The 23628-nt window shown below is 67.5% G+C and carries 28 protein-coding genes and 1 tRNA gene; 6 read left to right on the top strand and 23 right to left on the bottom strand.

Translation table 11 applies throughout. From position 1 onward, the window contains the following. Nucleotides 1-72: 72 nt before the first annotated feature. The gene (gene secG, locus FFS08_RS06135; RefSeq protein ID WP_137863916.1) at nucleotides 73-465 is read right to left on the bottom strand and encodes a preprotein translocase subunit SecG; all 393 of its coding nucleotides are present in this window, start codon (nucleotides 463-465) and stop codon (nucleotides 73-75) included. Nucleotides 466-670: 205 nt separating this feature from the next. Here secG and FFS08_RS06130 point away from each other — a divergent pair, with 205 nt between their 5' ends. The 3 genes from FFS08_RS06130 (at nucleotide 671) to argC (ending at nucleotide 2272) form a co-directional block, all read left to right on the top strand. Next, nucleotides 671-1021, top strand: a complete 351-nt coding sequence (locus tag FFS08_RS06130; RefSeq protein WP_137863917.1) for a MarR family transcriptional regulator — start codon at nucleotides 671-673, stop codon at nucleotides 1019-1021. A 118-nt stretch (nucleotides 1022-1139) separates the two neighbouring features. Continuing rightward, nucleotides 1140-1334, top strand: a complete 195-nt coding sequence (locus FFS08_RS23985) for a hypothetical protein (protein ID WP_249341198.1) — start codon at nucleotides 1140-1142, stop codon at nucleotides 1332-1334. Further along, on the top strand, nucleotides 1331-2272 hold the full coding sequence (gene argC, locus FFS08_RS06120; protein WP_137863918.1) for an N-acetyl-gamma-glutamyl-phosphate reductase: 942 nt from the start codon (nucleotides 1331-1333) through the stop codon (nucleotides 2270-2272). Before FFS08_RS23985 ends, argC begins: the two co-directional genes overlap by 4 nt. 102 nt (nucleotides 2273-2374) lie before the next feature. On the opposite strand, the gene FFS08_RS06115 is transcribed toward argC, so the two are convergent. From FFS08_RS06115 to FFS08_RS06100, 4 genes are all read right to left on the bottom strand, one after another. After that, nucleotides 2375-3352: a DNA polymerase III delta subunit-related protein gene (locus FFS08_RS06115; protein ID WP_137863919.1), complete on the bottom strand. Its 978-nt coding sequence runs from the start codon at nucleotides 3350-3352 to the stop codon at nucleotides 2375-2377. A gap of 76 nt (nucleotides 3353-3428) precedes the next feature. Beyond that, the gene (locus FFS08_RS06110) at nucleotides 3429-4598 is read right to left on the bottom strand and encodes a D-alanyl-D-alanine carboxypeptidase family protein (protein WP_137863920.1); all 1170 of its coding nucleotides are present in this window, start codon (nucleotides 4596-4598) and stop codon (nucleotides 3429-3431) included. Nucleotides 4599-4615: 17 nt separating this feature from the next. Continuing rightward, the gene (locus FFS08_RS06105) at nucleotides 4616-5797 is read right to left on the bottom strand and encodes an SPOR domain-containing protein (RefSeq protein ID WP_137863921.1); all 1182 of its coding nucleotides are present in this window, start codon (nucleotides 5795-5797) and stop codon (nucleotides 4616-4618) included. Further along, nucleotides 5781-6806 (bottom strand): lytic murein transglycosylase, encoded by a 1026-nt coding sequence (locus tag FFS08_RS06100; protein WP_249341199.1) that lies wholly within the window; start codon nucleotides 6804-6806, stop codon nucleotides 5781-5783. The genes FFS08_RS06105 and FFS08_RS06100 overlap by 17 nt, the downstream gene beginning before the upstream one ends. Nucleotides 6807-6934: 128 nt before the next feature. Here FFS08_RS06100 and FFS08_RS06095 point away from each other — a divergent pair. Both FFS08_RS06095 and FFS08_RS06090 read left to right on the top strand, forming a co-directional pair. Continuing rightward, nucleotides 6935-7024, top strand: a tRNA-Ser gene (locus FFS08_RS06095). A gap of 22 nt (nucleotides 7025-7046) precedes the next feature. Next, nucleotides 7047-7787 (top strand): hypothetical protein, encoded by a 741-nt coding sequence (locus tag FFS08_RS06090; protein ID WP_137863922.1) that lies wholly within the window; start codon nucleotides 7047-7049, stop codon nucleotides 7785-7787. 38 nt (nucleotides 7788-7825) lie between these two features. On the opposite strand, the gene FFS08_RS06085 is transcribed toward FFS08_RS06090, so the two are convergent. The 16 genes from FFS08_RS06085 to rpsB all read right to left on the bottom strand — a co-directional run bounded on the left by FFS08_RS06085 (nucleotide 7826) and on the right by rpsB (nucleotide 21506). After that, a complete protein-coding gene (locus FFS08_RS06085) occupies nucleotides 7826-8347 on the bottom strand; it encodes a hypothetical protein (protein WP_137863923.1) in 522 nt (173 codons plus the stop codon). Nucleotides 8348-8443: 96 nt separating this feature from the next. Continuing rightward, nucleotides 8444-8701, bottom strand: coding sequence for a PilZ domain-containing protein (locus FFS08_RS06080; protein WP_249341200.1), 258 nt, complete (start codon nucleotides 8699-8701; stop codon nucleotides 8444-8446). 136 nt (nucleotides 8702-8837) lie between these two features. Next, nucleotides 8838-9068: a 50S ribosomal protein L31 gene (rpmE, locus tag FFS08_RS06075; RefSeq protein WP_137863925.1), complete on the bottom strand. Its 231-nt coding sequence runs from the start codon at nucleotides 9066-9068 to the stop codon at nucleotides 8838-8840. 134 nt (nucleotides 9069-9202) lie between these two features. Next, nucleotides 9203-9682: a 3-hydroxyacyl-ACP dehydratase FabZ gene (gene fabZ / locus FFS08_RS06070; RefSeq protein WP_283214638.1), complete on the bottom strand. Its 480-nt coding sequence runs from the start codon at nucleotides 9680-9682 to the stop codon at nucleotides 9203-9205. Continuing rightward, nucleotides 9679-10431, bottom strand: coding sequence for an OmpH family outer membrane protein (locus FFS08_RS06065; RefSeq protein ID WP_249341201.1), 753 nt, complete (start codon nucleotides 10429-10431; stop codon nucleotides 9679-9681). The genes fabZ and FFS08_RS06065 overlap by 4 nt, the downstream gene beginning before the upstream one ends. Continuing rightward, complete coding sequence (gene bamA / locus FFS08_RS06060) at nucleotides 10431-13199, bottom strand: outer membrane protein assembly factor BamA (RefSeq protein WP_171012493.1); 2769 nt, start codon at nucleotides 13197-13199, stop codon at nucleotides 10431-10433. The genes FFS08_RS06065 and bamA overlap by 1 nt, the downstream gene beginning before the upstream one ends. Before the next feature lie 69 nt (nucleotides 13200-13268). Continuing rightward, nucleotides 13269-14402 carry an RIP metalloprotease RseP gene (gene rseP / locus FFS08_RS06055; protein ID WP_137863926.1) on the bottom strand — a complete coding sequence of 378 codons (1134 nt, stop codon included), beginning with the start codon at nucleotides 14400-14402 and terminating at the stop codon, nucleotides 13269-13271. Further along, a complete protein-coding gene (dxr, locus tag FFS08_RS06050) occupies nucleotides 14399-15559 on the bottom strand; it encodes a 1-deoxy-D-xylulose-5-phosphate reductoisomerase (protein WP_137863927.1) in 1161 nt (386 codons plus the stop codon). The genes rseP and dxr overlap by 4 nt, the downstream gene beginning before the upstream one ends. After that, nucleotides 15556-16335, bottom strand: coding sequence for a phosphatidate cytidylyltransferase (locus FFS08_RS06045; protein WP_137863928.1), 780 nt, complete (start codon nucleotides 16333-16335; stop codon nucleotides 15556-15558). The genes dxr and FFS08_RS06045 overlap by 4 nt, the downstream gene beginning before the upstream one ends. Beyond that, nucleotides 16332-17063, bottom strand: a complete 732-nt coding sequence (locus FFS08_RS06040; RefSeq protein ID WP_137863969.1) for an isoprenyl transferase — start codon at nucleotides 17061-17063, stop codon at nucleotides 16332-16334. Before FFS08_RS06040 ends, FFS08_RS06045 begins: the two co-directional genes overlap by 4 nt. A 54-nt stretch (nucleotides 17064-17117) precedes the next feature. Then, nucleotides 17118-17675 (bottom strand): ribosome recycling factor, encoded by a 558-nt coding sequence (gene frr / locus FFS08_RS06035; protein ID WP_137863929.1) that lies wholly within the window; start codon nucleotides 17673-17675, stop codon nucleotides 17118-17120. 12 nt (nucleotides 17676-17687) lie between these two features. Continuing rightward, nucleotides 17688-18419 carry a UMP kinase gene (gene pyrH / locus FFS08_RS06030; protein WP_137863930.1) on the bottom strand — a complete coding sequence of 244 codons (732 nt, stop codon included), beginning with the start codon at nucleotides 18417-18419 and terminating at the stop codon, nucleotides 17688-17690. Between the two features lie 83 nt (nucleotides 18420-18502). Further along, the gene (locus FFS08_RS06025; RefSeq protein ID WP_137863931.1) at nucleotides 18503-18910 is read right to left on the bottom strand and encodes a hypothetical protein; all 408 of its coding nucleotides are present in this window, start codon (nucleotides 18908-18910) and stop codon (nucleotides 18503-18505) included. A 64-nt stretch (nucleotides 18911-18974) separates the two neighbouring features. Then, complete coding sequence (locus FFS08_RS06020; protein WP_137863932.1) at nucleotides 18975-19475, bottom strand: hypothetical protein; 501 nt, start codon at nucleotides 19473-19475, stop codon at nucleotides 18975-18977. 90 nt (nucleotides 19476-19565) lie between these two features. Continuing rightward, complete coding sequence (gene tsf / locus FFS08_RS06015) at nucleotides 19566-20492, bottom strand: translation elongation factor Ts (protein ID WP_137863933.1); 927 nt, start codon at nucleotides 20490-20492, stop codon at nucleotides 19566-19568. 216 nt (nucleotides 20493-20708) lie between these two features. Continuing rightward, nucleotides 20709-21506 (bottom strand): 30S ribosomal protein S2, encoded by a 798-nt coding sequence (gene rpsB, locus FFS08_RS06010; RefSeq protein WP_137863934.1) that lies wholly within the window; start codon nucleotides 21504-21506, stop codon nucleotides 20709-20711. 338 nt (nucleotides 21507-21844) lie between these two features. Here rpsB and FFS08_RS06005 point away from each other — a divergent pair, with 338 nt between their 5' ends. Continuing rightward, entirely contained in the window at nucleotides 21845-22063 is a 219-nt protein-coding gene (locus FFS08_RS06005) for a hypothetical protein (RefSeq protein WP_137863935.1), read from the top strand. Here FFS08_RS06005 and FFS08_RS06000 read toward each other — a convergent pair. Beyond that, on the bottom strand, nucleotides 21999-22790 hold the full coding sequence (locus FFS08_RS06000) for a CDP-alcohol phosphatidyltransferase family protein (protein WP_137863970.1): 792 nt from the start codon (nucleotides 22788-22790) through the stop codon (nucleotides 21999-22001). The genes FFS08_RS06005 and FFS08_RS06000 overlap by 65 nt on opposite strands. 53 nt (nucleotides 22791-22843) lie before the next feature. After that, nucleotides 22844-23572: a phosphatidylserine decarboxylase gene (locus tag FFS08_RS05995; protein WP_137863936.1), complete on the bottom strand. Its 729-nt coding sequence runs from the start codon at nucleotides 23570-23572 to the stop codon at nucleotides 22844-22846. Nucleotides 23573-23628 lie beyond the last annotated feature (56 nt).

The following is a 23628-nucleotide window of genomic DNA, read 5'->3' as shown; positions in this document are numbered from 1 at the left end:
GGCAAGCGTGCGAATCACACCCCGGCGCACAAATTTTGTGGACAGCCCCGGATCAGGCCGGGGCCGACGAATTTACTGGGCGAGCGGAACCGCGCTGTTGCCCTGCGCGCCCGCCGCGGCCGGGGCCGCGCTGTTGCCTGGCGCGAAGGGCACGGCGCCACCCGGAGGCGCGGTGGTCGGCAGCGCCTGCGGCGCGGTGACCGGCGCCGCCCGCTGGAGCGAGGCGTCGATGGTCGCGCCGTGGCGATTCGCCGCCAGGAAGGCGAGCAGGATCGACATGGCGATGAACACGGTGGCCAGGATCGCGGTGGTGCGCGTCAGGAAATCCGCTGCGCTGCGCGCCGACATCAGGCCCGACGGGCTGCCGCTCGAGGTAAGGCCGCCGCCCTCCGACTTCTGCAGGAGAATCACGCCGACGAGACCCGCGGCGATGAAGGCCTGGACGATGAGCAGGAAGGTGAACATGAAATGCGCGGACCTCTTGAAGAAAGGCGGCACATAGGGGAGCTGCCCGCTCCGATCAACCTTCGGAAACCCGCTATCGGCCGCTCCGGTTCAACAAAGTCGTAACATTTCGCATCCGGACTGAAACCGGATCGCCTCGTGCGCGTTGTGTGGATCAGCCCTGGTGTGTCGCGGGCGTAACAACAGAGTATATGCCGTGAACGCAATGACCGACAGCTCGCTTTCTTCCTGGAAGAACACGCTCGTCGACTATGTGCGATCGGGCGAACCGGACCTGACCAATCGGCAGATGGCGCTGCTGATGCTCGTCTATCTGGATCCCGGCCCCCATACCGTGCGCGGACTGGCCCGGGCTTTGAACGTCTCGAAGCCCGTCGTAACGCGTGCCTTGAATCGTCTGGGCACGCTCGGCTATCTGCGCCGTCAACGCGACGATACCGACAAGCGGAACATCTTCGTCGCCAAGACCGCGGAAGGGGCAGAGTTTCTTGCAGAATTCGGGCATTTCCTCACTGGCCAGCACGTCGAGCCAGTCGCCCGCAGGGCCAGCGCGTAAGCGTTTCTCGCTGAAGGGCCGTTCGGTTCCCATCGATCCCAGGGTCGATGCCGTTCGTCGCGACCTGGCAGACGTGCGTCTGGCGGATCGGGTGTTCGCACCCCATTATGCGGCGCCTATGCCTCGCATCATCGCTTCGCCCATATCGCTCCACGCCGGCCCCAGGCCCGATTCGGAGACGCTCGCCCAGCTTTCGCCGGGGGACTTGTTCGAAGTGCTCGAATTCGCGGGCGACCATGCCTGGGGAGTAGCACCCGGGCACGCGCTGGTCGGCTATGTTCCGGCCGCGATGCTGGAGCGCCCGGCGGCATGACGATCCGCGTCTTCATCGACGGTGCCGTGGGCACCACGGGCCTGGAAATCCGCGAACGGCTCGACGGCCGCGCGGGGATCGAGCAGATCATCCTGAGCGACAAGGACCGCAAGGACGCCGCGAAGCGCGAGGACGCGCTCAATTCGGCAGACTTCGTGATCCTCTGCCTGCCCGACGACGCCGCGCGCGAGGCAGTGGAGATGATCAAGGCGGCCAAGGTCCGCGTGATCGACGCCTCGAGCGCACACCGCGTCGCCGATGGCTGGTCCTATGGCTTTCCCGAACTGGAGCCCGGCCAGGCGGCCCAGATCGCCGAAGCGGCGCGTGTCTCCAATCCCGGCTGCTACCCCACCGGTTTCCTGGCGCTGGTCCGCCCGCTGATTCGCGCCGGGCTGGTGCCGCACGACCATCCGCTGACCGTCAACGCGGTCTCGGGCTATTCGGGCGGCGGCAAATCGATGATCGCCGAGTTCGAGGATGCGGGCGCGGCGGGCCATACCGACACTGCTTTCCGCAACTACGGCCTCAACCTCGGGCACAAGCACGTGCCCGAGATGACCAAGCACGCCCGCATCGTGCACCCGCCGATCTTCCAGCCCGCAGTGGCGCGGACTTATCGCGGCATGCTGGTCGAAGTGCCCCTGCCCCTCCACGCCTTCACGCGCCGCCCGTCGCTGGACGCCATCGAGAACGCGCTGCGCGAGGCGTACAAGGATTCGCCGATCGTGCGCGTGTTGCCCGGCGACGCGGCAACGGTGCGCATCGAGGAAGATGCGGGGACCGACCGGCTTTCGCTGCGGGTCTTCGGCAATCCCGAAACCGGCCAGGCCCGGCTGGTGGCGACGCTCGACAATCTGGGCAAGGGCGCGGCCGGCGCCGCAGTGCAGAACCTCAACATCATGGCCGGGTTCGACCAGACCGCCGGGCTGGTGCTATAGGATCCGGCATCCTCGCGAATGCCGGGATCCAGGGCCGGGAGCGGATCGCTTCGTAGACTCTGGTTCCCGCGCCTTCGGCGGAGCGACGGAGCAGGCGCTTCGTCAGGCGCGCCCCAGCCGCGCGAGAATACCGCCCATTTCGAACACGGTGGCGGAAGCATCGAGCGACAGCCCGGTCGCGGCGCCGCCCAGTTCGCGTGCCGCGGCATAGGCGTCGAGCGCGGTGCGCAGGGCATCCCCGGAGCGCGACTTCGCCCGCTCGGCGATGAAACTCGGCGCACGCTCGAGGAACACTTCGTAGCGCGGCTGCGCGGCCTTGGTCCCGAGCAGCTTGGCCAGGCGCGCGCGGATCAGGTTGGAAGGGTCTCCGGTATCGGCGAGCGCGGCCATCTCGTTCTCGATCGCGGCGATATCCAGCCCCGCAAAGCCCAGCGCCCGGCCGGGCGACCCCTCGCCCGCCTTGACCAGCGCCGCGATCTCGCCCGCATTCGCGTCGGGCAGCTGGTCGCGCAGGATCGCCGCGACGTCCGCATCGGGCAGCGCCTCGAAGCGCAGCAGCCGGCAGCGCGAGCGGATCGTCGGCAGCAACCGGCCCGGCGCATGGCTCACCAGCAGGAAGATCGTTCCCGCCGGCGGCTCCTCGAGGTTCTTGAGCAGCGCATTGGCGCCGCCGCGCTCCAGATCGTCGATCGCGTCGATCACGATCACCCGGCGCGGCGAGAAGCTCGGCTTGGTGGCGAACAGCGGCTGGAGCGAACGGACCTGGGCAATGGTAATCGACCGGGCCAGCGCCTCATCGGGCTTGTCCGGATCCTTGGGCAGGCGGACGAGCTCCCGATAGTCGGGGTGCGCACCGGCCTCGATCAGATGCACGGTCTGGCTGTCCGCCGGCACCTCCCAGCCGGGAGCGAGCGGATCGCGGCCCGCCGCCTCGGCGAGCAGGCGCAGCGCCGCCTGACGGGCGAACGCTCCCTTCCCCACGCCCTCCGGCCCGGCGATCAGCCAGGCATGGTGGAGATTGCCGTTCCGCATCGCGGCGGCCAGTGCCTCGCGGGCAGGTTCGTTGCCGATCAGGGGCATCAAGACCGTTCAGACCATATCGCCGGCCCCGCGCCGGCGGGGACAGCGGAAAAGGGCGTGAGGCTCGCTGCCGCGATCACATCCCGAACAGCGACCAGAACCCGCGCCAGGCGCGGCCGAAAAAGCCCGCCTCGCCCACGTCCTTCTCGGCAACCAGCGGCACCGTCTGCGACGGCAGGCCAGGCGAATCGATGACGAGATCGGCGATGTGGTCGCCCGCCTTGAAGCCGGCCGGGACCGGGCCGTTATAGACGATGCGGCCCTGCATCTCGGGGGCGGTGCCCGCGGGCACGGTGGCGGACAGGTCGCGCGGCGCGATCACGCCCACGCTGCCCGAAGTGCCGCCCTGCACCTGCACCTCGCCCACCTTGCGGCCCTTCTTGACCAGCGCCTTGCCCTGCCAGGCGCGGAAGCCCCAGTTCATGAACTTCACCGATTCCTCGGCCCGGCCGTTATAGGTGGTGAGGCCGGCGACGACCATCACCAGGCGGCGGCCATTCTGCTCGGCCGAGCCGGTGAAGCCATAGCCGGCTTCGTCGGTATGGCCCGTCTTGAGGCCGTCGGCGCCCTGCACCTTGCCGAGCAGGGGGTCGCGATTCGCCTGGGTGATGTCGGCGCCGGCACCCAGCGTCTTGCCCCAGGTGAAGCTGGTGAGCGAATAGAATTGCTTGTAGAGATCCGGATGGTCCTGGATCGTCGCTTTGGCGAGATGTGCCAGGTCGCGCGCGGTCACATAGGTGACGCCGTTGTCGGGCCAGCCGTTCGACGTCCCGAAATGGCTGTTGGTCAGGCCCAGCCGCTTGCCGGCTTCGTTCATCCGCTGAACGAACGCTTCCTCGGTGCCCGAAATGCCTTCCGCGAGCACGACGCAGGCATCGTTGCCCGACAGCGTGACGATGCCCTTCAGCAGATCGGCGACGGTCGGCTTCTGGCCGACGCTGAGGAACATGGTCGAACCCTGGCTGTGCCACTTCTTCCACGTCTCGGGCGTCACTTCGATCTGCTTGTCGAGCTTCAGCTCGCCCTTCTTGATCAGATCGAAGGCGACATAGACGGTCATCATCTTCGCCATCGAGGCCGGCGGCATCCGCCGGTCGGCATCCTTGGCGTAGAGCACCGCGCCGGAGGACAGGTCCTCCATATAGGCGATCGGCGCGGGCGTATCGAACGGCGGCGGGCCTGCGGCATTCGTGGACTGGGCGGCGGCTAGCGCCAGGAACGATGCGGCAAGCAGCAACTTCTTCATGTGATTCGTCCGGCCTTTCAGTTGGCTTGGACGCGCGCATCTCCATAGCCCGCGCCCGCGGCGCGCCGCCGTGCCGCTTCGGCCTCGCCCGCCGTGGCGAAGGGACCGAGCTGGACGCGATGGAGCCCGCCCCCCGGCTTTACGAAGCCGCCTAGGCTTTGGGCAAGCGCTTGTGCGCGGCTCGCGTTAGAAAGTGCGGCGACCTGCACGATAAATCTGCCGCTCGCGGCCGGACGGGCAGCGGGCGGCGCCGTGCGCACCGGCGCGGGGCGCGGCGCGGCGCTGGGGCGCGGCGGGCTATAGGCCGGCGGCGTGGCGACGACCGGCACCGCGCGGACGGGCGCGCCGGGAAGCCGCTTGCGCAGCGCCGTGAGCAGCACCTGCGGGGCGTCCGCGCGATCGGCGGCGGGGCGGCCGGCCTGGAGTGCGGCCTTGTCCATCGCCGGCGGGTTCACCGTGCGGATCCGCACGCCGATCGAATCGCCGTTCGCGCCGAGCAGCCGCGCGGCGCCGGCCGACAGGTCGATGGGATGGCCGGCGCCGGGATCCGAGCCGGTGATCAGCACCAGGATCGTCTTCCCCGTATCGAGCGAAGTCACTTCGACATAGCTGTTGGCGGGCAGCGAGCGGTGCACCGCGACGACTGCCTGGTCCATCGCCCCGCCTCCGCTGACCGGGCGGATGCCGGCATAGCCGATTTCGTCATAGCGCGGCGTCTCGCCCGGCCCAGGCTGCGACGAACCGCTTGGCCCGGCCACGCCCGCGGTCGGGTCGGCAAAGCCTTGCGGCAACGTAGGTGCCGGCGCCTGTTGCCGGACGACAGGGGCCGGCGCGGGCGCGTTGCGCTTCTTCTGGACCGATTCGCTGCCAGGGACCGCATAGGAGGCACCAGGGCCGCTCGCCTGCCCGGCGGGCGCGGGATCGGCCCATTGCGGCTGCGGCTCGGGCTGCGGCGCTACGGGCTCGGGCGCCGGCGGATAGTCCGGCTGCGGCTGTTGCTGCGATGGCGGCGGCGCGGGGCGCGAACGCAGCGTGCCGTCGGCGGCACGCCAGGTCTCGGAGGACTGACTGTCCTGCAGCGGCCCATAGGCTTGTGCGGCGACCGAGCCCATCCGCTGTGCGGCATGGGCATAGCCCGGCGCCCCGCCGCCCAGAGCGGCGAGGAGCGAGAGCGCGAAGATGCTAGCGTTCGACCTCATCGGCGAGCAGGCCTACCGACAAAGCGTAAAAATTCGAGCAATTATAGTCGAGGATCACGCGATAATTGCCGGTGAGCAGATAGCCGGTCTTGCCGGGCCCGTCAGGCTCGAGCAGCGTCGCCTGGACATTGTCGCCCGGCCAGGCGCGGGTCTGCGGCACCAGGCCGAGCGCGCGCCATTCCGCCATGGTCTTCCAGCGGCTGTGCCGCTCGAAGACGCGAGGGCAGCGCGGCGCCCTGGTCTTGTTCACCAGCGCGGCGCGGTTCAGATTGGCCGGCACGCTCACCGCAAAGCCCCAGGGCTGCCCCTTTCGCCAGCCGGCATTGACGAAATAATTGGCGATCGAGGCCAGCGTGTCCGGCTCGCTCGTCCAGATATCGGCCATGCCGTCGCCATCGCCGTCGCGGGCGAGGCGGAGATAGACCGACGGCAGGAATTGCGGCCCGCCGAACGCGCCGGCCCAACTGCCGACCAGCTTCTCGCGCGGCACGCCGCGGTCGATCATCTTGAGCGTGGCAATGAACTCGCTTGCGAACAGGTCGCGACGGCGCCCCTCATAGGCCAGGCTGGCGAGCGCGCGGGGCAAGTCGAACCCGCCCATCACCCGGCCGTAATTGGTCTCGTGCCCCCAGATCGCGACCATGATCGATTCGGGCACGCCGGTCTCGGCTTCGATCCGCTGCAGGCGCGGGCGCTGGCGCTGATAGGCCGCGCGCCCCTGGCTGATCCGCGCGGCATCGACATGCGCGCGGCGATAGGGTTCGAAATTGGAGATGGGTGCGTTGGGCGCGGTCTCCGGCTGCTGCCGGTCGAGCTGCACGACGCGCGCATTATAGGTGAGCGTGGGGATCACCGAATCGATCGTCCGCCGGCTGACTCCCTCGGCCGCCGCCTGGCGCGAAAGCTCGCCCAGATAGGTCTGGAAGCCGCTTTCGTCCTGTGCGATCGCGGGTGCCCCCATGGGCGCCGCCGCGATCACGGCCACGCCAAGCGCCAACAGGCTACGCATTACGCCACTCGATCCCCGCATGCGCTTTTTGTGCCACAGGGCAGCCAAATGCTGAACCCCCCGGCATCGGCTTTCGTCAACAAATTGTAGCGGATCGTCGCGGATCGCATTAGCGCAGGCACCGACGCGGAGAGGTGGCCGAGTGGTTTAAGGCAGCGGTCTTGAAAACCGCCGTGCGCGCAAGCGTACCGTGGGTTCGAATCCCACCCTCTCCGCCAGCTGCTCAAGGGGGATATGGGCATGTGCAAGGACTGGCTCGGAACCATCGCCGCCATCGCGCTGCTCGCGCTGCTCGCGCCGGGCACCGCCCTTGCGGGCCCGTGCGAGGACAAGGCCGCCTGGGCCGCCGCGGTTCGGCCGGAGATCGAAAGAGCCTTCGCGCTGATGAAGGCCCAGGACAAGCCCGGCTTCGCCGCCCTGCTCCCGGCGCTGCAGAAACGCTACGCCCCGCTTCCCGCGGCCATGCCGGCAGCAGAGCGCTGCGGCGGCGAGGTCCGCGTCTATGACGAGCATCAGTATCTCGCCTATGCCGATGCCCATAAGGCCGGTCGCGCGATCGACGGCTTCCCGGCCGACGCGAATTTCGTGCTGACCAACCTCCATTATGCCGATCTCGCCTATGCGGTGGGCTGGATCCAGTACGAGCTGGAGGACTATGCCGGCGCCAAGGCAAGCTATGCCAAGGGACTGGCGATCGCACCGAACCAGCATGATCTGACCAGGGAATATGTGGCGACGCTGCTCAGCCTCTCCGCCTTTGGCGAGATGGCGCCGTTCATCGACAAGTTCCTCGCCAGCGACCGCGACATGGACGGCCCGGGCCGCGCCAATCTGATCGCCGCCAAGGGCATCGGCTTCGTCGCGCAGGGCGACATTCCAGGCGCCACCAACGCCGCGAGCCAGGCAAAGGCGCTCGATCCGAGCAATGAATATGCCGCCCTGGTGCTCAACCTCGTGGCACAGAAGCAGAAAGCCAACTGATCGCGGGGAGACGGGGCGTCGGGGATCAGGCGCCCCGGTCAGTTCCCCGGCAGCACCTGCCACAGTGCGGAGGCGACGCCGCCCCCGCCAACGCTGAGCGGCCGGCTGTCCTCCTCGCCGTCGATCCGCAGCACCAGCATGGTGCTGAGCGGCGAGCGGCGGAAACGCAATTTGCGATGATCGGAAAGCGTGTCGTACACGGCCCAGGTGCCACCACGCGCACTGGTCGGGTCGGTGCCGGAATCCAGCGTGGCGAGATGCCAGGACGGCCGGGCGCGCAGCTCGGCAATGGAGAAGCCCGCAGTGAGCCGCACCGGCTCCTGCGGCAGCGATATCGCGGATAAGGTGCGAACCTCCCCCCGTTCCAGCCCGCGATAGGCAATCGGCACGAAAGTCGCGATTCGCGGCCGGACGGACTTCCGGCCGGGCGCCGTGCGCGCAATGCCATCGGCAGCGAGCAGTGCCCTCAGATTGGGGACGATCGGCAGGTCCCTCTCACCCGCCATCGCCGTCATGGGCGCGGCACATGCAGCCGCGCAAAGCAGCAGACCCTTGATCATCACCAGTTTCCCCAGCAGGTGAATTGGGGCTAGGATGTCCTATCTTGCGGGCGAGCGCAATCAGGCGGCGCCGCCTTTCGGCGCACGACGCCGTCGCTACGTCGTAAGTGTCTCGAAAGCTTCGGGAGTCAGCGCAGTCTGAAATTCGAGACCGGCCTCGAAGTCGTTGGACCAGACGACGCGTGCCGCGACGTGCCCGATCCCGGGCAGCGCCAGCCAGATCATCGAGTTGGCCCTGATCAGCGAATAGGTCTGGATCCGGGCGCCGTGCAGCGACACGTCAACCACCTTGCACAGCGCACGGTCGAGGCCGCCTCGGCCGATCTTCGCGTCGAGCGAGACCGGCGCGCGCATCGAACGCCGCCGGCCAAGTTCCTCGGCCGGTTCGAACTCTGCTGCGAATGCTCGTGCTGCGCTTGCCATGAACGGCAAGCTAGTCTCGGCTGGCTAACGGCGCGTTAACGTCGTAACGCGCCGAAAGCCCAGGGAATTACTTCTTGCCGAGGTTGAGGCCGCCGAAGCGCTTGTTGAAGCGCGCGACCTGGCCACCCTGATCGAGCAGACGGTTCTGGCCACCGGTCCAGGCCGGGTGCGCCAGCGGATCGATGTCGAGAGTCATCGTGTCGCCTTCCTTGCCCCAGGTGGAGCGCGTCTCGTACACGGTGCCATCGGTCATCTGCACCTTGATCATGTGGTAGTCGGGGTGAGTGTCTTTCTTCACGTCGAATTCCTTGGAAAGCCACCGGTTTCCGACCGGCAGCGGAGGCGCGCGCCTAGCAGAGACGCGAGCGCCGCGCAACCTGAGGCTGCGCGGCGCCGGAAATCGGATACCAGGCCCAGGCCCGGCCCCGCGGATCACGCGGAAGGCGGATCCGCAATCATCGCGGTGAACTCGCATTCGGTAGCGACTTCGCCGTCGAGCATCGCGCGGCCGGCAAACTTGCAGACGCGCGAACGCTTCTGGACGAACTCGACCTCGAGACGCAGCAGGCAGCCGGGCTCGACCGGCTTGCGGAACTTCACCCCGTCGATCGTCATGAAATAGACGAGCTTGCCCGAGCCGGCGAGGCCGAGGCTCTCCACCGCGAGCACGCCTGCCGCCTGTGCCAGCGCCTCCACCTGGAGGACGCCGGGCATGATCGGCCTTCCCGGGAAATGCCCCTGGAAGAATTCCTCGTTCATGCTGACCGCCTTGATCGCGACGATTCGCTGGTCGAGGACCAGTTCCTCGACGCGATCGACCAGCAGCATCGGGTAGCGATGCGGCAGCGCCGCCATCACCCGCTGAATGCTCAACGGGCCGATGTCGGTCGCTGCCGTGGATTCCTCGCTCACCGCGGCTCGGCGGGCTTGTTGCCAGCGGCCGGCTTGGCACCCGCGGCCGGAGCAGGAGCGGCGCCTGCCCCACGCTGCTGCTGCGCAGCCGCCTGATAGGCACGGATCTGCTCGAGCTGGGCGAGCTGCTGCTGCATCGCCTGAGTCTCGCGCGCCGGCTGCCAATCGGCCGGCGGCTGGATGCTCACGGTCGGCAGCGACTTGTCGAGCTCGGCGGTGATCGCGTCGCTGATGTCGGCCGAATCGGGCGCGTACATGAAGACTTCCGGCGAGAGCACGACACCGATCTTGCGGGCAGTGACGACGCGCAGCTGGGCGGCCTCATACTGGCGCAGGATCGATTCGATCGCGAACAGCTCGGCCCGGGCGGCGGGCAGGCTCAGCTTCTGGACGTCGGCATTGGCGGCGTTCTGCAGCGCGGCGATCTTGTCGAGCACCGGATTCTTGGCAGCCTGGGCAGCCTTGAGCTCGGCGTCGTCGACCTTCTTGTCCTTGTTGGTGTCGAGCTGCGCGAGGAGCGGTTCGGCTTCCTTCTGCGCGGCCTGGCGGCGGGCGTTGATCTGATCGAAGGCGCCCTTGTACGTCGTCTGGATCTGCTGCTGGGCAGCACCGAACGCCTTGCTGGCATCGATGACGCGGACCGGGCTGGCAGTGGCGATGCCGTTGACCTGTGCGTGCGCGGGAGCCGCGACGACAAGCGCGGCAGGCGCCGCGAGCAGCGCGGCGAGAATGCGCTTCTTGATAATCATCAGAATTGAGTCCCTACATTGAAGGTTACAAGCTTGGTGTCGTCGCCCTTGGCATGGAGCAACGTCTTGGCCACGTCGATACGCAGCGGGCCGAAGGGCGAATTCCAGTTCACGCCGAAACCGATCGACAGGCGCGGCGAAGCGGTGTCGCCGACATAGCGCTCGAAGAAGGGCGTGATCGGCTGGTTGGCGATGGCGTTGATCGAGGTACCGACGCACGGCGCAGTCGTGCTCGCCGAATAACCGACCTTACAAGTGGTGTAATAGCCCGAATAGGTCGGGTCGGACGCGCTCACGATGTAGAGCTGGTTGCCCGCCGTATCCTTGATGAAATTGTCCTTGGGCAGCAACGTCGGCGAGCCGTCCTTGTTGTACAGCAGGTTGCCGTTGGTGTCCTTCGCCTGATCGAACTCGATCGTCTTGCCCGGACGGGTGATGTTGAACAGGCTGCCCGCCATGACGAAGATCGAAGGCCGCAGGCCCATCTCGCGGGCGCCGGCGCCCAGCGGAATCTCCAGCTCGGCCTTGGTGAGGTAATAGGCCTTGCCGCCGATCGCGTCGTCGACGATCTGGTTGCGATCGGTCACCAGCAGCTGCGTGCCCGTGGTCGGATCACCGGTATAGTTGATGCGCTGAACGCGCGGGCCGACGCCGCGAATGTCGAATCCGCGGAACTGCGGCTCGCCCAGATAGAAGCGATCGGTGATGCGCACCGGATCGATGCCCGGGCCGCTCGCCTTTTCGAGGCTGTGGATGAGGCCGCCCTCGGCCGAGACCGAGGCGATGAAGCCGCTGCCGACATTCCAATATTTGTCGGCATTCATCCGCGCGCGCAGATAGCGCACGTCGCCGCCCACGCCGGCGAAATCGCCGCTCACCGACAGACGCTGGCCACGCGTCGGGCGAATGCGGCTGTTCAAGCTGTCATAGGTCAGCGTCAAGCCAACCAGCGAAGTGATGCGATTGCCCACTGCCTCGCAATAATAGCGGCCGGCCTTGAGCGGATCGCAGACGCCGTTGGTGTAGAAGCTCGCCTTGTCGAGCGTCACATTATCCTGGGCGAGATAATAGCGGCCCGACAGCGTCCAATATTCGGTCAGCGGCACGCCGGCCACGACCTGGAAGCCGGTCGAGACCTGGCTGTAGGTCGTGGAACGGTCCGAGCCGATATAGTTGAACGCGTTATAGTCGCGGCGGAAGATCGTCCCGCCCAGCGCGATGTTCTTGTCGAACAGATAGGGTTCGGTGAAGCCCAGCTCGACCGACTTGGAATAAGTCGAATAATCGACCGAAGCCGAGACGGTCTGGCCCATGCCCCGGAAGTTGCGCTGGCGGATCGAGGCCTGGAGAATGAACTGCTCGAGGCTCGAGAAGCCGGCCGACAGCGTCAGTTCGCCGTTCGCGCGCTCCTCGACATTGGCCTTGAGCACGATGCGGTCCGGCGCCGAACCCTCGACGCGCTCGATCTCGAACTTGTCCTGGAAATAGCCGAGCGAATTGATGCGGTCCTGCGAGCGCTTGACCAGGAAGGTGTTGAAGGCATCGCCCTCGGCCACGCGGAACTCGCGGCGGATCACCTTGTCCTGCGTCTGGCGATTGCCGGTGATGTCGATGCGCTCGATATAGGTGCGATTGGCTTCCGCGATGTGGAAGTTCATCGCCATGGTCAGCGTGTCCTTGTCACGCTGGAATTCGGGGCGGACGTCGGCAAAGGCGTAGCCGGCGATGCCGGCGGTCTCGCTCAGCTGCTCGACCGTGTCTTCCACGGCCTTGGCGTTGTACCAGTCGCCTTCCTTGATGCTCAGCGCCGCCGCGAGCTTCTTGTCGTCGAAGTCGCGGATCGCGCTGTCGACGCTGACCGGGCCGAACTTGTAGCGCGGACCTTCCTCCACCACGTAAGTGATGATGAAGTCCTTCTTGTCCGGCGTCAGCTCGGCCACGGCCGAGATCACGCGGAAATCGGCATAGCCGTTGGTCAGGTAGAACTGGCGCAGCTTCTGCTGGTCATAGGCCAGCCGGTCCTGGTCGTAGCTGGTATTCGAGCTCATCAGGTGCGTGAGGCTGGCCACCTTGGTCGCCATTTCCCCGCGCAGCTTGCTGTCGGAGAACACGGTGTTGCCGATGATGTTGATCTGCCGGACCTTGGACTTGGGCCCTTCATGAACCTCGAAGATCACGTCGACGCGATTCTGGTCGAGGCTGACCATCTTCGGCTCGACCACGGCGGCGAAGCGGCCCTGGCGGCGATAGAGCTCGACGATGCGCGCCACGTCGGCGCGGACCGCGGTGCGCGTGAAGATCTGGCGCGGCGCCAGCTTCACTTCCTTCTTGATCTTGTCTTCCTTGAGCCGCTTGTTGCCCTCGTAGATCACGCGATTGATCACGGGGTTCTCGCGGATGCGGATCACCAGGTCGCCGGTCTCGACGCCTTCGATCGCCACGTCGGCGAGCAGCTCCGAGGCGAGCAGGTCCTTGATCGCCTGGTCGATCGTCTCGTTGGTATAGGCGTCGCCCACACGAAGCCGCGTGTAGCTCATCACCGTCTCGGGCTCGATGCGCTGCGAGCCCTGGACGCGGATCGACCTGATCGTACGCGCCACCGGAGCGGGAACGGCGGGAGCCGGGGCAGCCTGCGCCGCCGGAGGCGCGCTTGCGGGAGCCGCCTGGGGCGCAGTCTGCGCGGCCGCCATGCCCGAGAGCATGGTGCCCGCGAGGAGGGTCGCAGTGGCGCGCGCGCCGATTTTCGTTGCCTTGATCGCAGTCACCATCCCACCCCAGTCGGAATCAAAATACCCGGCCGTCAGCCACGCGGCTTGCACCGCCCTGCACGAACCACATCAGCCGATCAACCCGGCCAGACTTCTCCACACGCCATACGCGCCGAGATCGTTGAACGTGACGAACAGCATGAGCGCGAGAATTGCGACCAAACCGCCACGATAAGCCCATTCCATCACCTGCGGCTCCACCGGGCGGCGGCGAACGGCTTCCACTGCGTAGAACAGGAGATGGCCGCCATCCAGCACCGGGACTGGCAACAGGTTGATGAATCCCAGATTAATCGACACTAGCGCGATGAAGCTCACCAGCGCCAGCGGTCCCATGGAGAGACTCTCGCCGGACGCCTGGGCGATCTTGATCGGCCCACCAAGCTCGCTCACCGGAATCCGGCCCAGGATGATGCGCTTCAGCCCCTCGATCGTGATGCCGACGATCTCGACGGTCTGGCGCAAGCCGGCGAGCGGTGCTTCCCAGAGCGGCACCTGCCGCACCACCGGCGCGCCGGGGCCGATGCCCAGCCGGCCCCGGCTGGAGACATTGCCGAACCGGTCCTTCTCGCGCAGCGTGCTGATCGTCGCCTCGGTATGGCGGATCTGGCCGTCGCGCTCATAATCGATCGTCACCCGCTCGCCGCCGCGCAGCGCCGTGAATACGCGCACGTCGAAGAAATCGTCCATCCGGCGGCCGTCCATCGCCGTGATCCGGTCGCCGGGCTGCAGCCCGGCCTGGGCGGCGGCGCTGTTCGGCTCGATCTCGCCGATCCGGGTCGGCGTGACGTTCTCGCCAAAGGCCACCGCGAAGCTGCCCAGGATCGCGATGGCGATCAGGAAATTCATGACCGGTCCGGCGGCGACGATGATCGCACGCTGCCAGAGCGGCTTGGCCTGGAAGGTCCGCGCGCGCTCGGCGGCCGGCAGCGAGAGCCACTCGGGCGAAGGCTGGCTGGCCGGGTTCATGTCGCCAGCGAAACGGACATAGCCGCCCAGCGGCAGCCAGCCGAACTTCCAGCGCGTCCCGCGCCGGTCGGTAAAGCCCGCGACCTCCCGGCCGAAGCCGATCGAGAACTCCTCGGCCTTCACGCCGAACCAGCGCCCGGCGAGGTAGTGGCCCAGCTCGTGAAGGAACACGAGCGGCCCGAGCACCAGCACGAACGCCAGTAAGGTGAGCAGGATGCCGGGATTCTGAATCAAGCGACGCCGTCCTTCACACGCTCGCCCGCGATCCGCCTAGCCTCGGCGTCGATTGCCCAAACGGCTTCGAGGCTTTCCGGAGCGACCGGGTCATAGCGGTCAAGCGTATCGGCAGAGATTGCGGCAATTTCAAGAAAGTTGAGACGGCCCGCAAGGAAGGCCGCCACGGCCACTTCATTGGCTGCGTTCAGGATCGCCGGACGGGCGCCTCCGGCCTCCAGAGCCTCGCGCGCCAGCCGCAGCGCCGGGAAGCGCGCGGGATCGGGCGCCGCGAAGTCCAGCCTTGCCATTGCCACAAAGTCGAGCGGCGGCATCGGCGTCGCCATCCGGTCGGGCCAGGCCAGCGTGTGCGCGATCGGCACGCGCATGTCCGACGGGCCCATCTGGGCGAGCACCGAACCGTCGACATACTCCACCATCGAGTGGATAACCGATTGGCGATGCACGAGAATCTCCAGCGCATCGTTCGGCACGGGAAAGAGCCGGGCGGCCTCGATAAGCTCGAGCCCCTTGTTCATCATCGTTGCCGAATCGACCGAGATCTTGGCGCCCATCGACCAGTTGGGATGCGCGCACGCCTGGTCCGGCGTCACGCCGCGCATTGCCGCGACTTCCCAATCGCGGAACGGCCCCCCGCTCGCGGTGAGGATGATCCGCCGCACCCGCTCGGGCCGGGCGAAGTCGAAGCACTGGAAGATCGCGTTGTGCTCCGAATCGGCGGGAAGGATCGTGGCGCCGTGCCGCGCCGCCGCCGCGGTCACCAGGTCGCCGGCCGAGACCAGCGGCTCCTTGTTGGCGAGCACCACCGTGCCCCCGCCCTCGATCGCCGCCATCGCGGAGCCCAGACCCGCCAGCCCGACGATCGCCGCCATCGTCCAGTCGGCGCCCATCCGCGCCGCCTCGCAGACCGCCTGCGGTCCACCGGCCGCGGCGACCCCCGTCCCCGCCAGCCGCTCGCGCAGTGCGGGCAGGCAGCTTTCGTCGGCGACAACGGCGTGGCGCGCGCGAGTGCGGATCGCGGCGGCGGCGAGCTTCTCGACATCGCAATTGGCAGTGAGCGCAACCACTTCGAAGCGCTCGGGTTCGCGCTCGATCAGGTCGAGCGTCGAACCACCCACCGATCCGGTGGCGCCCAGGATCGTGACGCTGCGCTTCATCGGACCAGCCAGAGCACCAGCAGGGCCGCCGCGGGCGCGACTGCGACCAGCCCGTCGAGCCGATCGAGCATGCCGCCATGGCCGGGCAGCAGGTCGCCCGAATCCTTCACGCCCGCCACGCGCTTCAAATGACTTTCGAACAAGTCGCCGAACTGCGCGAGCACTGCGAGCAGCGGCGTCGCCCAGGCGAGCGCAGGCGGCAGGTTGCACAGCCAGACCAGCGCGAAGGCGAACAGGGTTGCGCCCGCGATTCCGCCCAGGAAACCGGCCCAGGTCTTGTTCGGGCTGATCGCCGGGGCGAGCTTGGGCCCGCCGATCGCGCGGCCGGCGAAAAAGGCGGCGCTGTCGCACGCCCAGACCAGCGCCATTGCCCAGAAGGTGAGCCAGAGGCCATGCTGCGGCTGCTCGCGGAGCAGCACCAGCGCCAGGATCGGCAAGCCGACATAGAAGGCGCCGAGCGCCAGCTGCGCGCGCTTCGTGACGATCATGAGGAAGAAGAAGGCACCGATGATCAGGCCCAGCGCCAGGAAGCCCGGCCCGGCCGCCAGTCCCGGCGCCATCGCGGCGAGCGGCACCGAGACCGCATATTGGGCGAGCCGCTTGCCCCGGAAGTTCGCGCCGGCGAGCAGTGCCCACTCGCCCATCATCAGCACGCCGGCAACGCTGACCACCAGCCAGAAGCCCAGCCCCCCCGCATAGAGCGCGGCAAAGGCCAGGCCGATCAGGACGAAGGCGACACCCAGCCGGGTGGCAAGCTCGGAACCGGTCTTGCTCACAAGCCCCCGAAACGCCGCTGGCGCCGGCCATATTGCTCAAGCGCCGCCGCCAGCGCGTTCTCGTCGAAATCGGGCCAGAGCGTGTCGACGAACAGGAACTCGGCATAGGCCGCCTGCCAGAGCAGGAAGTTCGACAGGCGCTGCTCGCCCGAGGTGCGGATCAACAAGTCGAGCGGTGGCAGGTCGCCGGTGTCGAGCGCCACCTCGAACGCCTTCTCGTCGATGTCCGCAGGATCGATCGCCCCTGCCCTCGCCTGCTCGGCGAGCGTCCGCGCCGCCTCGGCCAGCTCGGCCTGGGCGCCATAGTTGAGCGCGATCACCAGGGTCGGTCCCGGATTGTTCGCCGTGCGGGCGATCGCGCCGTCGATCATCGCGACCAGATCGGGCGACAGCTTGCGCCACGCGCCGATCACGCGGAGCTTCACCCCTTCGGAGACCAGCTCGTCCAGCTCGCTCGCCAGGAAGTGGCGGAGCAGGCCCATCAGGTCGCGGACCTCCTCCTCCGGCCGGCGCCAATTCTCCGAGGAGAAAGCGTAGAGCGTCAGCACCTCGATACCGAGCTTGCGCGCGGCGCGGCTGATGCGCCGGACCGCCTCGACGCCCTGCTTGTGGCCGGCGATGCGCGGCAGCAGCCGCTTCTTCGCCCAGCGTCCGTTGCCGTCCATGATGATGGCGACATGGCGCGGCGGCGCCGCGCCCTCCGACGCGGGAGCAGGCTTAGCGGCCATCGAACGCACCACTGACGTCATCCCGGCAAGAAACGGACGGGGCGCGCACCACGATCACTTACCCAGGATTTCCTTTTCCTTGGCGCTCGCGGCCGCATCGATCTCGGCGATGGTGCTGTCGGTCAGCTTCTGCACCTCGGTCTCGTGGCGCTTGCGGTCGTCCTCGCCGAACAGGCCCTTCTTCTCGTCTGCCTTCAGGCTGTCATTGCCGTCGCGACGCACGTTGCGCACTGCGATGCGAGCTTTCTCCGCATATTGGCTGGCGAGCTTGGCAAGCTCCTTGCGGCGCTCCTCGGTCAGGTCCGGGATCGGCAGGCGCAGCGTCTGGCCGTCGACGATCGGATTGAGGCCGAGGCCCGCCGAGCGGATCGCCTTGTCCACCGGGCCGACATTGGTCTTGTCCCAAACCTGGACCGACAGCAGGCGCGGCTCGGGGGCCGAGACCGTCGCCACCTGGTTGATCGGCATGTGCGCGCCGTACACCTCGACCGTCACCGGATCGAGCAGCGTCGCGCTGGCGCGGCCGGTGCGCAGGCCAGCCAGGTCGTGCTTCAGCGACTCCACCGCGCCGTGCATGCGGCGCTCGAGGTCGGCCTTGTCATATGCGGCCATTATCGGCTCCTTTTATGCGTATTGGGGTTCGTTCTGAACGATCGTCGAGGTGCCCTCGCCGCGCAGCACGCGCGTAAGGTTGCCGGCGTCGCGGATGTTGAACACCACGATCGGAATGTCGTTGTCGCGGCAGAGCGCGACCGCGGATGCGTCCATCACCTTCAGATTGTCCGCGAGGACACGGTCGTAACTCAATGTATCGTAACGCTTCGCAGTCTTCACCTTCTTGGGGTCGGCATCATAGACGCCGTCCACCGAAGTGCCCTTGAACAGCGCGTCGCACTGCATCTCGGCCGCGCGCAGCGCCGCCGTCGTATCGGTGGTGAAGAACGGCAGGCCGGTGCCCGCCGCAAACAGGACCACGCGGCCCTTCTCCATGTGCCGCTCGGCACGGCGACGGATATAGGGCTCGCAGACCGACGCCATCGGAATCGCCGACTGGACGCGGGTGTCCACGCCGATCTTCTCGAGCGCGTTCTGCATCGCCAGCGCGTTCATCACCGTGGCGAGCATGCCCATATAGTCGGCGGAAGCGCGGTCGAAGCCCTGGGCCGCGCCGGCGAGCCCGCGAAAGATGTTGCCGCCGCCGACGACCATGCAGATCTCGAGACCGCTATCCTTGGCGTCCTTCACTTCGAGCGCCACGCGCTCGCAGGTGTCCGGATCGATACCGAACTGTCCCTGCCCCATCAGGACCTCGCCCGAGAGTTTGAGGAGGATGCGTTTGAATCGGGGAGCGGTCATCGGAGCCTTTGGTTACGACGGATACTGGGAGCGGCGCGGACCCTAGAGGAGCCCGCCGACTGTAACAAGCGCTCAGATGCCGGTTATCCGCCGCTTTGACGACTCTGCCGCCATGCGAGCGCCAGCCCCCAGAGCAGCATCGCCGCGACCAGGCTCAGCGCCGCGATCAGCGCGACGACGATCGCTCCGGTCGGCTCGCCATTGGGTGCGCGGATGCCATAGGACATCGCCTCCAGCCGCCCGAACACGCTGCGCCAGCCAAAGCCGAGCGCATAGGCCCAGCCCGCCGCCAGCAGCCCCGCCGCGCTTCCCGGCCGGGCGGTCAGCGACGCGAAGCCGCCGAGCAGCATCAGCGCGTTGCAGATATAGTCCACCAGCAGCGCCTGGAGCGGCTGGCCCCAAATGAGATGATACCAGGTCTCCAGCGTGAAATGCGTCGCGGCGGCGAACAGGGTGATGACCGCCAGCGCGGTTTCCGAACGATGCCGCATCCCGAACCTCCCCGCCCCCGATCCAGGCAAATTCGCACGCCGGGCGCCGCGAGTCGACGGGGGCTCAGCGCGCGGCCGAGTTGCGCGCGGCCGTGCAGGCGATCGTGCCGCCGCGCCCGTCCGCGACGCGGCGGATCCGGATGACCGGCACGGCCTCCGCACCCGGGACGAGAAACGCCACCTGGCATATTCCCTCGCGCGCCAGCGCGCGCATCGCTATCTGCATCTCCCGCTTCCCGGCGCCGTCCGGAAGGCGTGCGGTCAGATAGGGACCGATATCGTCCGGCCCCCGCGGACCCGGTTCCGGCCGGACCAACCCGGCGGCCGAGGCTTGCCGCCTGCCGTCGGCGATCCAGCCGCCCGTCGCCGGATCGAACATGGGAAGCTTCGCCAGCTCCGCCGCTTCCCGTCCCGGCGTGAGCTCGGCCGAGAAATTGGTGATCTCGAACTCGGTATCGGGCGCTGCGACCTTGCCCGCCGCCAGGAACCACCAGCCATAGCCGAGCAGGATAAGGACGATCGCCCCCACCAGCACGATCCGCGTCTTGATCCCGAACCCTCGCATGCGCGCCAAGCTGCACGAGGCGCGCGCCAAACGCAAACGGGCGCGGCACCCCTGGGATGCCGCGCCCGCGCATTCAGGTCCGGGAAGACCTTACTTGGTGAGGCCCGCCGTCGCGGCCACTTCGGCGGCGAAGTCGCTCTCTTCCTTCTCGATGCCTTCGCCGAGCTGGAAGCGGACATAGTCCTTGAGCACGATCGACGAACCGGCATCCTTGCCGGCCTTGGCGATCACGTCCGCGATCGGGGTCTTGCCGTCCATCACGAACAGCTGGCTGAGCAGCGCGTTCTCCTTGGCGAACTTCTTCACCGCGCCTTCGACCATCTTGTCGATGATGTCGGCCGGCTTGCCGCTCTCGGCCGCCTTTTCCTTGGCGATCGCGCGCTCGCGCTCCAGCGTCTCCTGGTCCAGGCCGGTCTCGTCGAGCGCCAGCGGGAAGGCCGCCGCGATGTGCATCGCAACCTGCTTGCCGAGCGGCTCGAGCACGTCGACGCCCGCATCGCTCTCCAGCGCGACGAGCACGCCGATCTTGCCGAGGCCCGGCGCCGCGGCGTTGTGGACGTACGGGATCACCGCGCCATTGGCCACTTCGACCTTCTTGGCACGGCGGAGGACCTGGTTCTCGCCGATGGTCGAGATGTTGTTGGTCAGCACCTCCTCGACGGTGCCGGCCGGCAGCGGGGCGGCCCGGATCACCTCGAGATCGTCGCCCAGCTCGAGCGCGACCGAAGTCACGTCACGAACGAAGGTCTGGAAGATCTCGTTCTTGGCGACGAAATCGGTCTGCGAGTTGATTTCGACGGCCACGCCCTTGGTGCCGGCGACAGCGACGCCGACCAGACCCTCGGCAGCGGTGCGGCTCGACTTCTTGGCGGCGGCAGCCAGGCCCTTCGAGCGCAGCCAGTCGCTGGCGGCTTCGAGGTCGCCATTGGTCTCGGTCAGCGCCTTCTTGCAGTCCATCATGCCGGCGCCGCTCTTCTCGCGGAGTTCCTTCACGGCTGCTGCGGTGATCTCGGCCATGTTTCTTTCCTCTTGGTTAGGCCACGGCAAAGGCGCGGCCGATAAATCAATCCCCGTTCGCCCTGGGCTTGTCGGGCCGTTCTTCTTGCGGCCCCGGCTGGGAGAAGAAGTACGGGGCTTCGACAGGCGCAGCCCGAACGGGGATGGGATGACACCCCGAACTGACCGGGCGCCTAGTGCGCGCCTATGTCAGTTCGGAGACAGTCACTTGCAAGCTTACGCGTCGATCTGGCGCTCACCCTCGACGGCCTGCTCCGGAACCTCGCTCAGGGCCGGCTCGACCGGAGCCACTTCCTGGGCGCCCAGGTCGACGCCGAAGCTCGCCTGGCGGTCCTGGTTGCCGCGGGTCGCGGCGATCGCGATCGCCTCGCAGTACAGGCGGATGGCGCGCGAGGCGTCGTCGTTCGCCGGAACCGGGAAGGCGATGCCGTCGGGCGAGACGTTCGAATCGAGGACCGCGACGACCGGGATGCCGAGCGTGTTGGCTTCCTTGATCGCCAGCTCTTCCTTGTTCGCGTCGATCACGAACATGACGTCGGGCAGGCCGCCCATGTCGCGGATACCGCCGAGCGAGAGCTCGAGCTTGTCGCGCTCACGGGTGAGCTGCAGCACTTCCTTCTTGGTCAGGCCGTGCGTGTCGCCCGAAAGCTGCTCCTCGAGCGTCTTGAGGCGCTTGATCGACTGCGAGATCGTCTTCCAGTTGGTGAGCATGCCGCCCAGCCAGCGATGGTTGACGAAATGCTGGTTCGCGCGGCGCGCAGCCTCGGCGATCGGCTCCTGCGCCTGGCGCTTGGTCCCGACGAAGAGGACCTTGCCGCCGGCGGCGACGGTCGAGTTCACGAACTCCAGCGCGCGCGCGAAGAGCGGCACGGTCTGCGAGAGGTCGATGATGTGAACGCCGTTGCGCTCGCCGAAGATGTAGGGCTTCATCTTCGGGTTCCAGCGGTGGGTCTGGTGACCGAAGTGCGCGCCCGATTCGAGCAGCTGCTGCAGAGTGACGACAGGTGCCGCCATAGGGATAACTCCTTCCGGTTGAGCCTCTGGGAAGCGAGTGACCAGGCAAGCGCCTTGGCACCGGTTTATGATGCTTCCCATGCGGGTTGAGGCGGCGCGCTTACTCGAAAGCACCGGACGATGCAAGCGGCGAGATCATCGCGGCGCCCCCGGGGAGCATCCGCCGCGGCGGAGGCGCCTGTCCGGGCAGCCCCCCGGAACAACCCGGGAACATCCGCTTGACATTGGAACGTTAACGGAACATAAAGGGCTCACAACGCGGACATGGAATGTCGGCGGGGCCAAGCTGTTGGAATCCTTGAATTCCAGTGGGCGCGGCGCGTTTAGGGAGCCAGGTGATGACTGCACTGCTTACCGTTCTGCTGTTCGGCACTGCCTTTGCCGTGGCGGGCTGGACGATCGTCACGTCGATCGCCGGCGCGCTGCCGCGCATGCGCGAACTGGCCGGCCGCGACGTCTCCCGGCCGCTGCCCGAGCCGGTGCCGGCGCGCGTCACGGTGCGCTGGTCGACTCCGGCGCGGCGCCCCGCGGCGTTCCCGCTGCGCGCAGCAGCCTGATGCGGCGATAGCTGCGCACGCTGAACGGGATCGACGCCAGGTACAGCACCGCGATTGCCGCCAAGGTCGGCCAGGGCGCGGCCACCAGTGCGGCGACGAGCACCACCAGCACGGCGATCGCCTCGAAGCGGATGCGCTGCTTGAGCCGAACGTGTGGCGCGAAGGTGGCGACGCTCGAGATCATGAGTACCGCGACGAACGCGCTCCACGGCGCAACCACGATCGGCGAGCGCAGGTGCGGCTCGTCGGTGAACAGCCACAGATAGAGCGGCAGCAGCGCGAGCACGGCAGCGGCCGGCGCGGGCACGCCGGTGAGGAAGCCGGCGGATTTGTGCGGCTGTTCCTCGGCATCGATCTGGGCGTTGAACCGGGCGAGGCGCAGCGCGCAGAACAGCGCATGGACCAGCGCGATCATCCAGCCGAACCGGCCGAGCGCCTGGAGCGACCAGAGGTACAGGATCAGCGCCGGCGCCACGCCGAACGAGATCGCGTCGGACAGACTGTCGAGCTCGGCACCGAACCGGCTCTCGCCACGCACCATCCGGGCGACCTTGCCGTCCACGCCGTCGAGCAAGCCGGCGATCAGCACCATCAGCACCGCCAATTCCCATTTTCCGTCGATCGCGAACCGGATTCCGGTCAATCCCGAACACAGCGCGAGCGCGGTGATGGCATTGGGCGGGATGGCGCGCAGCGGGATGCCGCGCACCGGCCGCATCCGCCGCATGCGCCGCGGCCGGAGCGCGCGCTCGCCCATCATATCGGCGGGGCGCCGGTCGCTCACTGCGAGATGCCGCTGACGGCGGCGGCTCCCTTTCTGGCGATGACCGTCTCGCCTGCGATCGTACGCTGGCCGAGCGTGACCTGCGCGACATAGTCCGCAGGCAGGAACACGTCGACGCGGCTGCCGAAGCGGATGAGCCCGACGCGCTGGCCGGCAACGACCATGTCGCCCGGCTTGGTGAAACTCACGATGCGCCGCGCGACCAGGCCGGCGATCTGGGTGAAGCCGATGCGCAGGCCGTGCTTGTCCTCGACGATGAAGTGCTGGCGCTCATTCTCCTCGCTTGCCTTGTCGAGATCGGCGTTGAGGAAACGGCCCGAGATGTAGATCACGTGCCGGATCGTGCCGGTGATCGGCGTACGGTTCACATGGACGTCGAACACGCTCATGAAGATCGACACGCGCACCATCGGGGCGTCGCCCAGCGCCTGGGGCCCGCGCAGTTCGGGGGGCAGCTCCACCGGCTGGATCATCGTCACCAGCCCGTCGGCCGGGGCGATCAGCATGCCCTCCCCCTGCGGCGTCACCCGGATCGGATCGCGGAAGAACGCGGCGACGCCAAAGGCCAGGAACACCAGCGGCCAGGTGATGAAATCGAAGATGAACAGGCTCGCCAGGGCGATCGCGGCGGCGATGGCCACATATTTGCGGCCCTCGGGGTGAATGTCCGGGAAACGCCACTTCACCGTCGAGGTCCCCAGCGGGGGCTTGTCCAAAGATGCCATTCGAAGCCTCTAGCCCCGCGCCGCCGCCAACACAACGCGGGCGCGCCGGTCTCTTT

The sequence above is a fragment of the Sphingomonas sp. 1F27F7B genome (assembly GCF_005503355.1).
Lineage (GTDB): Bacteria > Pseudomonadota > Alphaproteobacteria > Sphingomonadales > Sphingomonadaceae > Sphingomonas.
The sequence above is the reverse complement of the archived record's forward strand: the minus strand, read 5'-3'. Positions and strand labels throughout refer to the sequence as shown.

Excerpts from the sequence above, each read along its gene's own strand:
- secG (WP_137863916.1), bottom strand. The coding sequence starts at position 465 with ATGTTCACCTTCCTGCTCATCGTCCAGGCCTTCATCGCCGCGGGTCTC.
- FFS08_RS06085 (WP_137863923.1), bottom strand. The coding sequence starts at position 8,347 with ATGATCAAGGGTCTGCTGCTTTGCGCGGCTGCATGTGCCGCGCCCATG.
- tsf (WP_137863933.1), bottom strand. The coding sequence starts at position 20,492 with ATGGCCGAGATCACCGCAGCAGCCGTGAAGGAACTCCGCGAGAAGAGC.
- FFS08_RS06065 (WP_249341201.1), bottom strand. The coding sequence starts at position 10,431 with ATGATTATCAAGAAGCGCATTCTCGCCGCGCTGCTCGCGGCGCCTGCC.
- FFS08_RS23985 (WP_249341198.1), top strand. The coding sequence starts at position 1,140 with ATGCCTCGCATCATCGCTTCGCCCATATCGCTCCACGCCGGCCCCAGG.
- bamA (WP_171012493.1), bottom strand. The coding sequence starts at position 13,199 with ATGGTGACTGCGATCAAGGCAACGAAAATCGGCGCGCGCGCCACTGCG.
- FFS08_RS05995 (WP_137863936.1), bottom strand. The coding sequence starts at position 23,572 with ATGGCATCTTTGGACAAGCCCCCGCTGGGGACCTCGACGGTGAAGTGG.
- FFS08_RS06115 (WP_137863919.1), bottom strand. The coding sequence starts at position 3,352 with ATGCCCCTGATCGGCAACGAACCTGCCCGCGAGGCACTGGCCGCCGCG.
- FFS08_RS06110 (WP_137863920.1), bottom strand. The coding sequence starts at position 4,598 with ATGAAGAAGTTGCTGCTTGCCGCATCGTTCCTGGCGCTAGCCGCCGCC.
- rpsB (WP_137863934.1), bottom strand. The coding sequence starts at position 21,506 with ATGGCGGCACCTGTCGTCACTCTGCAGCAGCTGCTCGAATCGGGCGCG.
- FFS08_RS06040 (WP_137863969.1), bottom strand. The coding sequence starts at position 17,063 with ATGGCCGCTAAGCCTGCTCCCGCGTCGGAGGGCGCGGCGCCGCCGCGC.
- FFS08_RS06020 (WP_137863932.1), bottom strand. The coding sequence starts at position 19,475 with ATGCGAGGGTTCGGGATCAAGACGCGGATCGTGCTGGTGGGGGCGATC.
- argC (WP_137863918.1), top strand. The coding sequence starts at position 1,331 with ATGACGATCCGCGTCTTCATCGACGGTGCCGTGGGCACCACGGGCCTG.
- FFS08_RS06005 (WP_137863935.1), top strand. The coding sequence starts at position 21,845 with ATGACTGCACTGCTTACCGTTCTGCTGTTCGGCACTGCCTTTGCCGTG.
- FFS08_RS06130 (WP_137863917.1), top strand. The coding sequence starts at position 671 with ATGACCGACAGCTCGCTTTCTTCCTGGAAGAACACGCTCGTCGACTAT.
- FFS08_RS06000 (WP_137863970.1), bottom strand. The coding sequence starts at position 22,790 with ATGCGGCGGATGCGGCCGGTGCGCGGCATCCCGCTGCGCGCCATCCCG.
- FFS08_RS06080 (WP_249341200.1), bottom strand. The coding sequence starts at position 8,701 with ATGCGCGCGCCGGTCTCGCTCGACGCGAAGATCGGCCGAGGCGGCCTC.
- dxr (WP_137863927.1), bottom strand. The coding sequence starts at position 15,559 with ATGAAGCGCAGCGTCACGATCCTGGGCGCCACCGGATCGGTGGGTGGT.
- frr (WP_137863929.1), bottom strand. The coding sequence starts at position 17,675 with ATGGCCGCATATGACAAGGCCGACCTCGAGCGCCGCATGCACGGCGCG.
- FFS08_RS06100 (WP_249341199.1), bottom strand. The coding sequence starts at position 6,806 with ATGCGTAGCCTGTTGGCGCTTGGCGTGGCCGTGATCGCGGCGGCGCCC.
- FFS08_RS06105 (WP_137863921.1), bottom strand. The coding sequence starts at position 5,797 with ATGAGGTCGAACGCTAGCATCTTCGCGCTCTCGCTCCTCGCCGCTCTG.
- pyrH (WP_137863930.1), bottom strand. The coding sequence starts at position 18,419 with ATGACCGCTCCCCGATTCAAACGCATCCTCCTCAAACTCTCGGGCGAG.
- FFS08_RS06025 (WP_137863931.1), bottom strand. The coding sequence starts at position 18,910 with ATGCGGCATCGTTCGGAAACCGCGCTGGCGGTCATCACCCTGTTCGCC.
- FFS08_RS06090 (WP_137863922.1), top strand. The coding sequence starts at position 7,047 with ATGTGCAAGGACTGGCTCGGAACCATCGCCGCCATCGCGCTGCTCGCG.